The sequence below is a fragment of the Bdellovibrio bacteriovorus genome (assembly GCF_002208115.1).
Classification (GTDB): Bacteria; Bdellovibrionota; Bdellovibrionia; order Bdellovibrionales; family Bdellovibrionaceae; genus Bdellovibrio; species Bdellovibrio bacteriovorus_C.
The window spans coordinates 2,924,896-2,938,770 of sequence record NZ_CP020946.1 but is presented as its reverse complement, the minus strand read 5'-3'; the positions used below and the strand labels follow the sequence as shown (position 1 = coordinate 2,938,770).

Sequence of the window (13,875 nt, the reverse complement as noted above, 5' to 3'; positions counted from 1 at the left end):
TTCTAGCGGATAGTTGAAAGAGCGCGTTTCAAAGCCTCTTCGTCCTTCACACCGACAAAGACCAGTTCTGCACGACGGTCCTGAGCTCGGATGCCTGTTGAGTCCGTTGCACCTTTACCCACAGCTTCCACGTTGGTGAAGCCATTTCTTTCCAGGATGTTTTTCACAGAGTCTGCACGGGCTTGAGAGATTCTTTGATTGACCTCGTCAGTGCCTGTGGCATCGGCGTAGCCGTGAATTTCAACTCTTTCAACCAAGTCTGGATTTTCATTCAGAACTTTGGCGACTTGTTGAAGTTTGCGGTTGTCAGCTCCGGAGATCGCATATTGGGAAGAACGGAACTGAATCGCGCTGCCCGCACCGGCAATCATATTCATGTTCACGTCTTTAAGTGCAGATCCGGCTTCAACAGCGGCGACGGGACGTGCCGGCTCCACTCTTTCCTGATAAGTGATGTCCTCTTGGACTTCTTCCATCACTGTGGGTTCCGCTGCGGCAGTGGATCGGACAGATGGTTTGTAAGCCCCTGGGTTCCAGCCGATTTGCAGGTCCACCATGTACATGCCGACTTGTTGTTCAGTGTTGTTCGTCAATGCCTGAGCGCGCACACCCAGACGGGCCAGCCAGCTTGGAGTCATGTTGAACTCCTTTAAGAGTTGCAAACCCACAAACTGCGCATCGGCTTGGTCTGCGGTGTAGTTTTCACCCTGGTTGAAAAGCTGATTTCCGACGACCCCGAATTGCCAGCGATTGTCAGAGACCCAGCGGGCAGCGAACTCTAACGCTCCATCTGTGATGGCAGTTTCGTTGGCAGTGCCAGAGGATTGACTGAACTGCTGGTTATTCACACCATAGCCCAGATCCATGACCCAGGGACTTTCCAAATACCAGGAACCCAGCAGTTTGATCGTGGAAGGGGTCCCTTCTGTTGCGCCATTGGTTTCATAGCCGGTGTAACCACCACCCAATCCCAAGAAGGGAAGAACTCCGCGGGGAGCCATCTGAGTCTCCTCTCTGGAAAATTCCAATGCACTCGTCGTTGCTGAGTCTTGGTTGGCCTGTGCCGTCAGACCGACACTAAGCAAAGCTGTTAGAATGATTGTTTTCATAGTCTTCTCCTTTTTTGTAGAACGTCTTCAGTATTTACCTTATGGGGAATGGGTCAATTTCTTGGAGGTCTGTAAGGGTGTTCTTTGTTGAGATAAATAAAAATCATTCTACTAAAAGTCGGGGGCTGGCTTACGAACATGTCATATACTGTTAATTTCGCGTATATGAGGTCTGAAGTCGGGACATGAGGTCTGACTCACTAAATAAGTTAAATATTGATCAAAGAAATACCGATAAATCAGGTATGAAGATTCTCGGAACGTCACTTTTCTTCGCCCTCTTTGTTTTGTCTCAGATTGCGACAGCGTCCCCCAATTCGCTCACTTATCAAGGACGCATTCTGAAGGTGGATGGAACTCCGCTGGAATACAACAATGTCAGTTTTAGTTTTGAAGTCACAAGTCCCGACGGTTTGTGTGTGATTTACCGTGAGCAGGTCAATGGGATCAATCTTGCCAATTCCGGAGGGGTGTTTGACGTTCCTATCGGGAAGGGCACCAAGGGTTATCCGGCGGCTCCGACTTTCAAACTGCTGGATGCGTTTCAGAATTCCGGAACCTCTTTCACCTGTGACGGGGGCGCGACATATTCTCCGGCCTTTGATGAGATCCGTCGTCTGCGTGTGCAGTTTCATGACGGCTCGGGCTGGAAGATGATTTCTCCGGACTCAGAGATCCGTTCGGTACCTTATGCGGGCTATTCTTATTCTGCAGCCAAGCTTGGCAGCAACACCGCGGCTGACTTCGTGCTGAAGTCTGTTTTGCCAACCTGTGGAGCCGGAACCTTCCTTAGCTATAATGGCACTAATTTTTCTTGTGCAGCGGTGGCAGGGGCCAGCGGTGGTACTGTGACAGATGTGACCTCTGGCAACGCTTACTTGACGGTGGTGAATGGAACTTCAACCCCGACTTTGACACTGAATGTGGGCACGGCCGCAAACACGGTCGCCGCAGGGAATGATTCACGCTTGTCGGATGCTCGTATCCCCACGGGCAGTGCCACGGGTGACCTGAGCGGCAACTACCCCAGCCCGACGGTGGCTAAACTTCAGGGCGTTGCTGTTGCTTCTGCAGCTCCGACCAGCGGGAACTTCCTGAAATACAACGGGGCTCAATGGACATCTTCTGCAATCGCGACCGGCGATGTCACGGGCTTAGCTGCCACACTGAGCGGGTATGTCACCCAGAGCTCCTTCAATACAGCCGTGGCGGATGCCGGATGCACGGCGGGGCAGACTATGTACTGGTCATCGGGCGTTGGCAAATTCCTGTGTCAGACGTTGAGTGATAGCAGTAAACTGGGAACGACCCTGACTTCTGCACAAGTCTTTGTGGGGAACGGATCCAATGTTGCAACCGGTGTGGCGATCAGTGGAGATCTTTCTTTGGCCAACACCGGGGCGGCCTCAGTGGTCGGTCTTCGTGGAAAAGCGATCAGCGCAACGGCGCCGACGGCGGCGGGCCAGGTCCTTCGTTATGATGGGACTTCAACCTACGTGCCGGCTTATCTGTCTTTGGCGGACATTCGTTCCTCGGTTACTGCCACCAATACAATGTTTCCGGCAACAAGCTGTACGTCTTCGCAGACTCTGACGTGGTCTTCTTTGACCGATACGATGACATGTTCAAATATTGTTGTGTCGGCTTCAAACTTTGGTTCGCAGACGGCAAAAACATTCCTGGCGGCACCGAACGGGGGCAATGGGACTCCGTCATTCCGCACCATTGCGGCTTCAGATCTTCCCACCAGCGGAGTGGGGGCGGGCACTTACAGATCTGTGACGGTGGATACCTATGGCCGCGTGACGGCGGCAACCAATCCGACGACGGCGGCGGGATATGGGTTGACGGATGTGTTTGTTAAGGACGGAAACTCTTTTGGTCAGGATGCCTTCATTGGAACCAATGACTATTTTGGCCTGGCCCTGAAGACCAACAATCAGTATCGACTTGTGATTGATCGGGATGGAAATGTCGGGGTTAATACGACCTCACCGTCGGCTCCGTTGCATGTGAATAGCAACGGAAGCGGAACTATTCTGGCCTCACGAATTTCCAATTCCAATAATGGCGCAGAGATCGCTTTCTATAAATCCCGCGGAACTGACGCCTCTCGTCTGGCTGTTCAAACCGGAGACCGCCTGATGGGGCTTTACGGACTGGGCGCTTATGATGGCACCAACTTTTCCAATAACTCCGGGGCCATTCAAATACTTGCTGCTGAAGATTTTACGGCGACTGCGCACGGAACCTCGATCGACTTCGGAACCACGGCAATCGGCGGTACGGTAAGGCAGACCCGAATGACAGTGAATCCGCAAGGCCTTGTGGGGATTGGAACAACCAACCCGATTGCGAAGCTTCATGTGGATGGAGCTGGCGACGGGGATGTTTCCCATTACCTGTTGAATACTGATGATACCAGTGCCAACTCCCGTGCTTTGTTCCTTTTGGGAACAGCGGCTACGGGAGCCCGGTATGGGTATATCTCCCACCAGGGGAGCAACTATTCAGGCATGGGATCTGCTGCCGCCTCCAAACCTCGAACGACTGTCGTTGCGGGTACAGATACAGGTGGCTTGAATCTTTACGCCAATCAACAGATCGGAATGTGGATCGGCGCTACGGAAGCCCTGAAGGTGAATACGAACGGCTATATTGGTATTGGGCCGGGAACTCCGCGCCAGCCTCTGGAAATCAACAAAGGCCATATTTTCCATACCGGGGGTGATTTGGTCCACTTCTTTAACAGTTATCATAACGGCACCCAACGTTATGCCGGCTATGGTGGTGGCAGTGCGTATGCTGGAGCCATCGGTTATTCCCCGACGACAGGAAGCATGTATTTTGCGACTTCATCGGCGACGGGGGCGACGGATACGTCGGTCACTGGCAGCGCCAATCACATGACTATCGACAGAAATGGAAACGTGGGGATCGGAGCTACGGCGCCGTCTTATAAGTTGCACGTTGTTGGGACTGCGGGATTGAGCACGGGGACGGCCTGGACGAATGCCTCGGATCGTCGCTTGAAGGACATTCATGGCAACTATGAATATGGTCTGAACGAAATCCTTAAACTGCGAACCATTCGCTACAACTACAAAAAAGACAATGCTCTCAAACTTCCTTCTGATGTTCCAATGACAGGGTTTGTGGCCCAGGAGGTTCAACAAGTGATCCCGGATGCTGTGAAGACTCGCGCGGACGGCTATCTGGAATTGAATGTCGATCCGATTCATTGGGCTACGGTGAACGCGGTTCAGGAACTGTATGGACAGATCATGATTCTGCGTCAGGAAAATGAATCCGTGCGTAAAGAGAATGAAGAACTCAAAAAGCAGTTGCAGCAACAGGCCGCCGACCTGGAATTGATCAAAACCCGTTTGGGTATCAAATAGCATTGTGGTATGCTTCCGGGCATGCCACACATCAGAATGCGCGCCGTAAAAAAAGAACATGTTCAGGAACTCAGTGCCAGCCTTGCCAAGGAATTGGCGCTGGCGATGAAGACCGCTATTGATAATTTCACATTCGAACTGGTGCAGACACAGTTTTTCTCCTCCGGGCAGGAAACCGTTTCTTATCCGTTTGTGGAAGTGCTGTGGTTTGCCCGCTCTCAGGAGGTGCAGGATGAGTGTGCCTCGATCATCACTCGACAGATTAAGAAGATCGGGCGGTATGAGGATGTTGTCGTGGTTTTCCAGGTGCTGCTGCAAGAGTCTTACTATGAAAATGGGATCCATTTCTAAAGCCTCGCTGTCAAATTTTTAGACACTCCTCGGGCCTTCGTTACAGGGCCCTCATTGAGCTTCGCAGGGTATTTCTTTCATAGGTCCCAATCTCAAACCCGGTTCTATTTGAATAGAGGGTGCCAAAACCCATTCACGCTTCTTGCTTTAAGGCTGGTTGCAATGAATGGAGATTATATGAAAGCTTCTTTAGTCGGAGTCGCAGCAGCGGTTCTTATGAGTGTTTTGGCCGGTTCCCCTGTTTCTGCCCAGGTTGCGGATGCTTCCGCCCAGGTGGTAAGCAAGAGCCAGTTGATCGTAGGCAAGCGTTACTATATTTCAGCTGATACGCTGAACGTGCGCTCCAGCAACTCCACCACAGCCAATAATGTTATTGGCAAGCTGTCCAAAAATGATTTGGTGGAAGTGTATGACGTCTTGAACGAGGCGACTCCACTGGTGCAGATCAAGATTATCAAGTCTTCCACTGTATCTCCTTATATCTCTTCTGACTTCTTTGTATCCAAAGACTATCTCAGCGAGCGTGAGCTGACGTTGCCAACATCTCGTTACTTCGTGGTTCAGAACATCGCGACGGAGAAAACTCGTATCTATGAGCGTTGCACGGCGACGCCAAACTGCCCGCATAAAATGGTGATGGAAACAGACATGGTTGTAGGGCGCCCGGAAGAGGGTGATGGTCAGGATGATAATGCCTATAAAACATGGGTTGGTCATGCCCGCATTTCTGAATGGGTGAAGTTCTATCAGGACGGTAAAGCCTTCTATCCTCGCTGGTACACCCCAGGTCAAAGCATCAAGGATATTCCAGATCCAGTGACAGACAGCATGAGCTTGTACATGGGTGCAAGAAAGTGGCTTCGTAAAAACGAGCAGGGCAAAACTTCCAACTATGGCGCGTTCGGTTGGTATGCTGCGAAGCTGACTCCGGCAGGTGAAAACGGTGGCGTGAACTATCAGTGGATCCACGGCACGATGGGCTGGGGTAAAGACGGTTCCAAGCCAATTGAAATCACTCGCATGAAGATGATCAACTTCTTCAGCAACCCGGGTTCCCATGGTTGCACGCGTTTGGAAAATCAGGCGGTGGCTTACATGAGACACCTTTTGGGCCCAGGCACAGACATCTACCGTGTGTATGCTCGTGAAGCCTCCCGTGAAGCGGCTCCGTTTTCCAGATACCGTGATTCCCAGCGCCCTCTTCCTTGGGAATGGATGCTGTTGACGAACGGTGCAGCCCAGTCCAACGGTTTGACGGCGGATGCTGCGACGATTCGTGCTCAGGGTATCAGTGCGGTTCCGGGTGTGAATCTGATTGAGCGTGGTGTTTATCAGGTGAACCGTTATCCGACAGTGATGCCTTTGAACTACAGCAAGTCTGCGGCTTCCGGCTTGTCGGGCGACCGTTACGAGATCGACAAAAAGTTGAAGAAGGGCCAAGGCACAAACTTCCGTGGTTACTTCCTGGTTGATGAAGGTCGCTTCGTAAGCTACTCACACCCGAATTACAATGCAACAGGCGGTGCGGTTCGTGTGGGTGGTATGACTGACTTCACGAACTCTGTTCCAGAGTTCCTGCAGGCGGGTGCTGGTAACTATTATCCACCAGCGGTTATCAAATAAATTTCACCAAGCATGAGTGAATGAAAAGGCCGAAGGAAACTTCGGCCTTTTTTATTTGGCCCAATGCGCCTTTAAAATAATCTGTCTTGAAAATTGGGAGTCCTCAGTAAGAATAATGGGATGCTAAGAAAAACATCTCTTTCCATTGTGTGTCTTTCCGCAGTTCTTTCCTCTGGTGCTTATTCCGCGACTTTGCAAGAGGCTTATCAGTCCGCTTTGCAGAAGAATGAAACAGTCGGAATCCAGAATGAACAAGTTCAACAAATTCGCGAGCGGGTGAAGCAGGTGCGCGGGGGCATGTTCCCGCAGATTTCTGCAAACGCCACCTATTTTATGCAGCCGGCTCCGTCAGATCCGGTGGCTCGGCAGTTTTTCCCTGAACGACAAACAACGGTGGCCCTGACAGCGAATCAGGTTTTGTTCCGGGGCTTGCGTGAATTTGCAGCCGTTCGTCAGCAGAAAGACCTGGTTCAGTCCCAGGAAGAAATCCGCAATCAGGCGCTGATTCAGCTTTATCAGGATGTCACAAGTTCTTATCTGAACATTCTGACGCTGGAACAGGATCTGGATAATATTTCGGTTCAGTTGAAAATCTATGATGAACGGGTGAAGGAACTTTCCTCACGCGTGCGTCGCGGGGAATCCAGTTCTTCGGATGCCCTGACTGCTCAGAGCAGCCAGGCGGCTTTGAATGCTGAACACGAGATCATAACGGGCAATCTGAAGATGGCCCGCGAGGCGTTCGCCTTTTTGACCGGCCTGCCAACGACCGAGCCTTTGACTGATCCGGAACTGGCCAAGTCCGTCAAGGTCGCTCCTTTGCAGTCTTATCTGGACAGGATTGAAAGCCGCTATGACGTGAAAGCGGCCCGCAGTCAGTACCAGGCCATGGAAGAGGAAGTCAGCATCGCCAAAGGGGCGCACTGGCCTTCATTGGACCTGACCGGAAATTACTATTTCAAAAGACCGGACGGTTATAGTGAGGACCTGAACTGGGATGTTCAGTTGAAACTGACCGTGCCGTTGTTTGAAGGAGGCACCACCCAGTCCCGCGTGCGCGAAGCGGCCTCCAAGCGGATCGAAGCGGATCTGTTGTTGTCGCGTTTGCGCCGGCAGGCTGATCAGGAGATTCGTGCTTATTATGAAAATTTCCAGACGCGCCTAAAGCAGGTTGAGGCTTTGGAAAAAGCCGGGGACTTGTCTGAGCGCAACTACAAAGTTTTGCAGAAAGACTATCGCCGCGGTCTGGCTCGAAACATCGACGTGCAGGTGGCCTTGACTGATTTCAGAATTGCGGCGCGCGCACTGGATCAGGCAAGATTTGCAGCACAAATGGAACTGGTGAAGCTGAAGGTGGCTTCGGCAGAAATTGAAGCTCCGAAAGTGAAGGAAGACTAAGATGACATTGTCTGATTTATCAATTCGCAGACCCGTCTTTGCCTGGATGCTGATGTTTGGTCTGATCGTCTTCGGGGCGATCAGTTTCATGCGCATGGGGGTAAGTGAACTTCCTGATGTCGACTTCCCGGTTATTTCCATTTCCGTGCGGTATGAAGGCGCGGCCCCTGAGGTGATGGAAGCCGATGTCATTGATCCGATCGAAGACGCCCTGATCAGTATCCAGGGTGTGAAGAATATTTCCTCCGTGGCGCGCAACAGTACCTCGGACATCACGGTCGAGTTTGATCTGGAGCGTGATATCGATGTGGCCTTCCAGGATGTTCAGGCCAAGATGTCCCAGATTCAGGACGCCTTGCCGCAGAACATGGATTCTCCGACAGTGATGAAGATCAATCCTGAGGATTTCCCGATCATGTGGCTGTCCCTTTCCAGTAACAAAATGCCACTGGAGGAAATGATGGTCTTTGTGAAGGACTATGTCCGTGACCGTCTGACAACGGTGCCAGGGGTCGGAAATCTGTGGATGCCGGGTTACCTTGAGCCGAACATGCGCGTTTGGGTCCGCAATGAAGACCTGAACCGCTATGCGCTTTCCGTGATCGATGTGACCAACACTTTGCGAACGGAGCATGCTGAGCCTCCGGCAGGACGTGCGGAATACAATAAGACCGAGTACAGCTTACGCACTTTGGGCGAGGCAAAGACCATCGATCAGTTTAATAAGATCTTGGTGAACAGCCGCGGCGGAGGGCCGAACTATATGCCGATCCCCCTTGAAAAAGTGGTGGAGTTCAAAGAGGGCATGGTCGATGTGGTGCAGTTTGCTCGCGCCAATGGGAAAGCGGCCGTGGGGCTTGGGGTGGTTAAACAGCGCGGTTCCAATGCGGTGACCGTGGCGCACGCGGTGAAAGACCGTATTGCCGAAATTCAAAAGACCCTGCCGGAAGGTATGCAGATCGTTGTGAACTATGACGGCACAAAGTTCGTGGAAGAATCCGTGCATGAGCTGGTGCTGACTCTGATTCTTGCGGCGATTTTGACTTCCCTGGTGTGCTGGTTGTTCCTTGGTTCCTGGTCTTCGACGTTCAACGTCCTGTTGGCGATCCCCACGTCGGTTCTGGGAAGTTTTATCATTCTTTACTTTGCCGGCTTTACACTGAATATTTTCACTTTGATGGGTTTAAGTCTGGCGATTGGTATCGTTGTCGATGATGCCATCATGGTTCTGGAAAATATCATCCGGCATCTGGAAATGGGAAAAAGCAAACGTGAGGCTGCTTTGGTCGGCGCCCGGGAGATCACTTTCGCTGCCATGGCGGCGTCCGTGTCCCTGGTTGCGATCTTCCTGCCCATTGCTTTCATGGAGGGTCTGATCGGCCGCTTCCTGTTCCAGTTCGGCGTGACGATGAGCGCGGCGGTGATGATTTCCCTGCTGGAAGCCCTGACCCTGACGCCCATGCGAGCCTCTCAGTTCGTCGAATCTGGCGAGCGCACGACCCGCATCGGACGTGGATTTGAGCACATGTTTGATCGTCTTAAAAATGCCTACACCCGCAGTCTTGAGGTGTCCCTGAACCATCGCTGGAAAGTGATCTTTGCCTCCTTGATCTTCTTTGTTTTGAGTTTTGGATCGGTGGCCTTCCTGAAAGGGGAGTTCCAGCCGGCCCAGGATCAAAGCTCTTTGATGATTCAAATCAGCAATCCTCCCAAATCTGCGATCTCTTTCACCGACGAGAAAGTGAAGATTATCGAGGATTTCCTGCTGAAAAGGTCCGAAGTCAGCTCCACGTTTGTGGCGGCGGGTGGATTCACAGGTGGTGAAGCGAATAATGCCATCATCTTTGTTGATATGAAGCCCAAAGGTCAGCGCGGCAAATCCGCTGAGAAAAACAAAGAGCTTAGCCAGCAGGAATTTATCGAGGTTGTGCGTGAGTATCTGAATAAAACCATCCCGGATTCAAAACCTCAGGTGCAGGATCCGTCAACCCAGGGGTTTGGCGGCGGGGGCGGTAAGGGCTTCCCGGTTGAGTTCAGCATTCAAGGCCCGGACTGGAACGAGCTGGGTAAATTCTCTGAACAGATCGTGGAAGAACTGAAGACCAGCAAGATCATGACCGATGTCAGCTCGGACTATCAGGCGGGCGCCCCGGAAGTGCAGATCATTCCCAACCGTCAAAAAGCAGCCGACCGGGGTGTCAGTGTCATTGCCATCGGTGAAGTGCTTAATGCAATGATGGGTGGAGTGGTTGTCGGAAGTTATGAAAAAGGCGGGCATCGCTACGATATTCGTGTGAAGATGCTTGAAAACGGCCGCAACCCACAAGAGCGCATCAAGGATTTGAAAGTCCGCAATAACCGTGGGGAACTTGTGCCGATCGCCTCGGTCGTTGACATCAAAGAGGCGTCTGTGGCTTCCAGCATTTCACGCAAGAATCGCCAGCGTTCGATCATTATTTATGGAAATATCGGACCGGGACTCAGCCAGCAACAATCCGTGGACAAGGCTCAGGAAGTGGCTCGCAGGGTTTTGCCGGCGGAATATAAAGTTCTGCTGAGCGGATCTGCCGAAGAATTCCAGCAAAGCTTCATGAGTCTGATCTTTGCCCTGGTTCTGGGCTTCATCGTGGCTTACATGATTTTGGCATCCCAGTTTAACAGCTTTATTGATCCGGTGACGGTGTTCATGGCTTTGCCGTTCAGCTTCTCGGGGGCCTTCCTGGCGCTCTTGATTGGTGGCCAGTCGTTGAATATTTTCAGCATGATCGGCTTGATTCTGTTGATGGGGATCGTGAAAAAGAACTCGATTCTGTTGGTGGATTTCACCAACCAGCGCCGGGATGCCGAAAAGATCCACGTGCATCAGGCCCTGATCGAGGCGTGTCCGACTCGTCTGCGTCCGATTCTGATGACTTCTTTTGCGACCATTGCCGGGGCTGTGCCAGCAGCCATGAGTCTGGGGCCAGGTGCAGAAGCTCGTCAGCCGATGGCGATTGCGGTGATCGGCGGGGTGTTTGTTTCCACCTTCCTGACCCTTTACGTGGTGCCGTGTGTATACAGTCTTTTCGCCCGTTTCGACAGGCGGGAAACTTCTATGTGAACTGTCAGGTTGAGGGCCTTTCGTGCTTAAGCGACAATGAAGCTTAAACCCACGGAGGCCCTATGATAAGTCAGACGGAACTCTTAAGAAAGAAAAGTCACCCGGTTGATCAGGCCCTGGCACCGGAAGAAATCCAGCAGTATCTCAGAATTCTGGACGGCTGGACTTTGCAGGGCCTTCATATTGCCAAGTCCTTTGAATTTAAGAACTACTACCAAACCATCGCCTTTGTGAATGCCCTGGCTTTTATCGTGCACAACGAAGATCATCATCCCGAACTGGAAGTGGGCTACAATCGCTGTGTGGTGAAGTTCTACACCCATTCGGTGAATGAGGGGCTGGGTGGAATCTCAGAAAATGATTTCATCTGCGCCGCCAAAATCGATGCCCTGGCCGGAAATCAGTTCGCGCCGATGTCGCATTGATTTTTATTTCAACAGCAACAAAAGCCCCTCTGCATCCTGAGGGGCTTTGATCTTCAGATCATTGTCAAAGAAAACGAAGACATCCCTCACGCCACCGTTTGTCGCTGGCAGCAGGGTGAGGCTGTCTTTGGGATTTCTGCCTTGTGCCCAGATTTTGATTCGCTGGGCCCACCAGCGAAGCTGTTCGGGCTCATAACCTTTGTTATAAAAGGTTTCGTCACCATGCAGGCGCAGATAAAGAAAGTCGCTGGTGATGTCTTCCATATAGGGCCATTTGCCGGCGGTTTCGGCAAAGACCAGTGCCACATCATTATGGCGAAGGAGTTCTATGAATTCAGGATTTTCAAAGCTGTGATGACGGACCTCTATGGCATGCCGAATCGGTTTTTTAATCCTGATGATGTCCGGGGAGTATTCTGCAGAGAAACGTTCGGATTTCTTTGCAAGCTCCCCCGCATCTTCAAAGCTGCGGGGGAGCAGGTGGAAGAAATTTTCCAGACGCTCTGCTTTTTCCGGATTGAATACGAAACTGGGAGGCAGTTGCCATAAAAAGACGCCCAGCTTTTCCCGCAGGTGCAGAACTCCTGAGGCGAAGAAATTTGCCAGAGGCATTTCGACCTCTTTCAGGCGGCTGATGTGAGTGATGTATTGCGGGCCTTTCACAGAAAAAACAAAATCATCCGGTGTCTCTGAATACCAATGCAAATAGGTGGATGGTTTTTGGTAAGAATAGAACGAGCCGTTGATTTCAATCGAGGACAAATGTCGGCTGGCATAGAATAGTTCTTTCTTCTGGGGAAGATTCTGGGGATAAAAGTTGTTTCGCCACGGTGGATACACCCAACCTGATGTGCCAATTCTGTATTCCATGGTCCCATTTTAGTTTGCGGAAATCCGTTTTTCATTCGGAACTTTCTTTGCGGCTGAAGATACAAAAATACCTAACCAGATTTCTTTGGATATTTTGATGGACTCTTCTTAATTCTATCCTCGTTGACGGTTGCCACTGGACTTCATCAGACTGACGTCACAAAAAAGGAGTTCTGTATGAAAACGATTCTGATGTTTTTGATCACGGCGTCCTCTTTAACAGCGGGTGCGAAGTTTTTGGAAAGTCACTATGGAAAATTAAGAACCAGTGGCCATGTGCACAGTTGTTCTTTCCACAACAGCACAGGTGGCACTCTGGACATGAAGTACGTTGTCTTTACATTTGCGCCTCAGTCAGGGGACAGCGCTGATTATGATGTGCAAGAGCGTATCGATCAGGTGGTGGAGGCCGGAGACACGGCCAGCGCTTCTGTTCGTGAAGTGCGCGGTCGTCCATTGTGGTGCCGTTTCCTAGCAAGGTAAAGTCCAGGGGCGGATCCCGTAAAAAGGTCCGCCCTTTTTGTTAAAGTATTATGTGGCTTGAAGAACTCGCGTCTTTTCCAAAGCTTCTTGGCATATTTCGGATGTGATGGTTCCCAAGGTTTTGCTTCCATAGTTACCTATGGCGGGGATTAACCAAAGGAGGTCCATTATGAAATTCAGACATTTGTTTATCGGTTTTCTTATCAGTGCAGTGGCCTGCACGACGCTCGCCAAGGGCGATGATCAATACTCCACCACGACAACGAAAGATACCACAACCAAAGCCACTGATCAGGGCATGAACGAGTCGGACACAACCCTGACCCGCAGTATTCGCGAAAAGATCAACAGCGATGGATCGGTATCGATGATGGGTAAAAATATCACCATCGTCAGTCAGAATGGCATGGTGACCTTAAAAGGCGCCGTGGCATCCCAGGAAGAAAAAAAGAAAATCAGCAGAATTGCCAATGAAATTTCCGGTAACAAAGTCACGGACCAGATGACGGTCAGAAAATAGGAGTCACTATGGAAAAAGGTCATAATTCGGTTTTTGGTATCTTTAGAAATCGTGCACAACTTGAAAATTGTGTGGAACGTCTTAAAGCGGAAAACTTCCGTAACAGCGACATCTCAGTGCTGATGCCGCAGAAATCCGAGACGCGAGAGTTCGCCCATGAAAAGGGAACGAAAGCTCCGGAAGGCGCAACAGTCGGAGCCGGCGCCGGGGCTGTCATCGGCGGAAGTCTGGGTTGGCTGGTGGGGGCCGGGGTGATTGCCACGATCCCTGCATTGGGACCTTTGGTCGCCGCAGGTCCTATCATGAGTGCCCTGGCGGGCCTTGGTGTCGGTGGAGCCGTAGGAGGTTTGGGGGGAGCTCTGGTGGGTATTGGAATTCCAGAGTACGAAGCCAAACGCTATGAGGGGTATGTGAAAGAGGGAGGTATCCTGATTTCAGTCCACGTGGACGACGGGGACTGGGCGGACAAAGCCGAGCGTATTCTAAAAGAATCCGGCGGGGAGGATATTTCCAAAGCTGGTGAGGTTCGTGGGGATAAATCATCCCAACGCGATCTGCGGTCTCATCCGTAATCAGGTTTAAAGAAAAAAGCCCC

At 51.3% G+C, this 13,875-nt stretch carries 11 protein-coding genes; 9 read left to right on the top strand and 2 right to left on the bottom strand.

Going from position 1 to position 13,875, the window contains the following annotated elements:
* Positions 1 to 2: 2 nt before the first annotated feature.
* Positions 3 to 1,109: an OmpA family protein gene (locus B9G79_RS14080; RefSeq protein ID WP_088566077.1), complete on the bottom strand. Its 1,107-nt coding sequence runs from the start codon at positions 1,107 to 1,109 to the stop codon at positions 3 to 5.
* 245 nt (positions 1,110 to 1,354) lie between these two features.
* On the opposite strand from B9G79_RS14080, the gene B9G79_RS14075 reads away from it, so the two are divergent.
* The 6 genes from B9G79_RS14075 (at position 1,355) to B9G79_RS14050 (ending at position 11,407) form a co-directional block, all read left to right on the top strand.
* A complete protein-coding gene (locus tag B9G79_RS14075) occupies positions 1,355 to 4,510 on the top strand; it encodes a tail fiber domain-containing protein (protein WP_088566076.1) in 3,156 nt (1,051 codons plus the stop codon).
* 21 nt (positions 4,511 to 4,531) lie between these two features.
* Positions 4,532 to 4,861, top strand: coding sequence for a DUF1904 domain-containing protein (locus B9G79_RS14070; RefSeq protein ID WP_232468705.1), 330 nt, complete (start codon positions 4,532 to 4,534; stop codon positions 4,859 to 4,861).
* A 177-nt stretch (positions 4,862 to 5,038) separates the two neighbouring features.
* Positions 5,039 to 6,484, top strand: coding sequence for a L,D-transpeptidase family protein (locus tag B9G79_RS14065; protein WP_232468704.1), 1,446 nt, complete (start codon positions 5,039 to 5,041; stop codon positions 6,482 to 6,484).
* A gap of 120 nt (positions 6,485 to 6,604) precedes the next feature.
* Entirely contained in the window at positions 6,605 to 7,882 is a 1,278-nt protein-coding gene (locus tag B9G79_RS14060; protein ID WP_088566074.1) for a TolC family protein, read from the top strand.
* A gap of 1 nt (position 7,883) precedes the next feature.
* Entirely contained in the window at positions 7,884 to 10,982 is a 3,099-nt protein-coding gene (locus tag B9G79_RS14055) for an efflux RND transporter permease subunit (RefSeq protein ID WP_088566073.1), read from the top strand.
* A gap of 62 nt (positions 10,983 to 11,044) precedes the next feature.
* Positions 11,045 to 11,407: a 4a-hydroxytetrahydrobiopterin dehydratase gene (locus tag B9G79_RS14050; RefSeq protein ID WP_088566072.1), complete on the top strand. Its 363-nt coding sequence runs from the start codon at positions 11,045 to 11,047 to the stop codon at positions 11,405 to 11,407.
* Between the two features lie 3 nt (positions 11,408 to 11,410).
* Here B9G79_RS14050 and B9G79_RS14045 read toward each other — a convergent pair whose 3' ends face one another.
* A complete protein-coding gene (locus tag B9G79_RS14045; RefSeq protein ID WP_088566071.1) occupies positions 11,411 to 12,277 on the bottom strand; it encodes a DUF72 domain-containing protein in 867 nt (288 codons plus the stop codon).
* A gap of 177 nt (positions 12,278 to 12,454) precedes the next feature.
* On the opposite strand from B9G79_RS14045, the gene B9G79_RS14040 reads away from it, so the two are divergent.
* The 3 genes from B9G79_RS14040 to B9G79_RS14030 all read left to right on the top strand — a co-directional run bounded on the left by B9G79_RS14040 (position 12,455) and on the right by B9G79_RS14030 (position 13,852).
* On the top strand, positions 12,455 to 12,760 hold the full coding sequence (locus tag B9G79_RS14040) for a hypothetical protein (RefSeq protein ID WP_015090029.1): 306 nt from the start codon (positions 12,455 to 12,457) through the stop codon (positions 12,758 to 12,760).
* Positions 12,761 to 12,929: 169 nt separating this feature from the next.
* Positions 12,930 to 13,280: a BON domain-containing protein gene (locus B9G79_RS14035; protein WP_157678790.1), complete on the top strand. Its 351-nt coding sequence runs from the start codon at positions 12,930 to 12,932 to the stop codon at positions 13,278 to 13,280.
* An 8-nt stretch (positions 13,281 to 13,288) separates the two neighbouring features.
* Positions 13,289 to 13,852, top strand: coding sequence for a DUF3341 domain-containing protein (locus B9G79_RS14030; protein ID WP_088566069.1), 564 nt, complete (start codon positions 13,289 to 13,291; stop codon positions 13,850 to 13,852).
* Positions 13,853 to 13,875: the final 23 nt, after the last annotated feature.

What these genes read in the sequence shown, in the direction of transcription:
- B9G79_RS14080 (WP_088566077.1), bottom strand. Translation starts at nt 1,109, where the DNA reads ATGAAAACAATCATTCTAACAGCTTTGCTTAGTGTCGGTCTGACGGCA.
- B9G79_RS14075 (WP_088566076.1), top strand. Translation starts at nt 1,355, where the DNA reads ATGAAGATTCTCGGAACGTCACTTTTCTTCGCCCTCTTTGTTTTGTCT.
- B9G79_RS14070 (WP_232468705.1), top strand. Translation starts at nt 4,532, where the DNA reads ATGCCACACATCAGAATGCGCGCCGTAAAAAAAGAACATGTTCAGGAA.
- B9G79_RS14065 (WP_232468704.1), top strand. Translation starts at nt 5,039, where the DNA reads ATGAAAGCTTCTTTAGTCGGAGTCGCAGCAGCGGTTCTTATGAGTGTT.
- B9G79_RS14060 (WP_088566074.1), top strand. Translation starts at nt 6,605, where the DNA reads ATGCTAAGAAAAACATCTCTTTCCATTGTGTGTCTTTCCGCAGTTCTT.
- B9G79_RS14055 (WP_088566073.1), top strand. Translation starts at nt 7,884, where the DNA reads ATGACATTGTCTGATTTATCAATTCGCAGACCCGTCTTTGCCTGGATG.
- B9G79_RS14050 (WP_088566072.1), top strand. Translation starts at nt 11,045, where the DNA reads ATGATAAGTCAGACGGAACTCTTAAGAAAGAAAAGTCACCCGGTTGAT.
- B9G79_RS14045 (WP_088566071.1), bottom strand. Translation starts at nt 12,277, where the DNA reads ATGGAATACAGAATTGGCACATCAGGTTGGGTGTATCCACCGTGGCGA.
- B9G79_RS14040 (WP_015090029.1), top strand. Translation starts at nt 12,455, where the DNA reads ATGAAAACGATTCTGATGTTTTTGATCACGGCGTCCTCTTTAACAGCG.
- B9G79_RS14035 (WP_157678790.1), top strand. Translation starts at nt 12,930, where the DNA reads ATGAAATTCAGACATTTGTTTATCGGTTTTCTTATCAGTGCAGTGGCC.
- B9G79_RS14030 (WP_088566069.1), top strand. Translation starts at nt 13,289, where the DNA reads ATGGAAAAAGGTCATAATTCGGTTTTTGGTATCTTTAGAAATCGTGCA.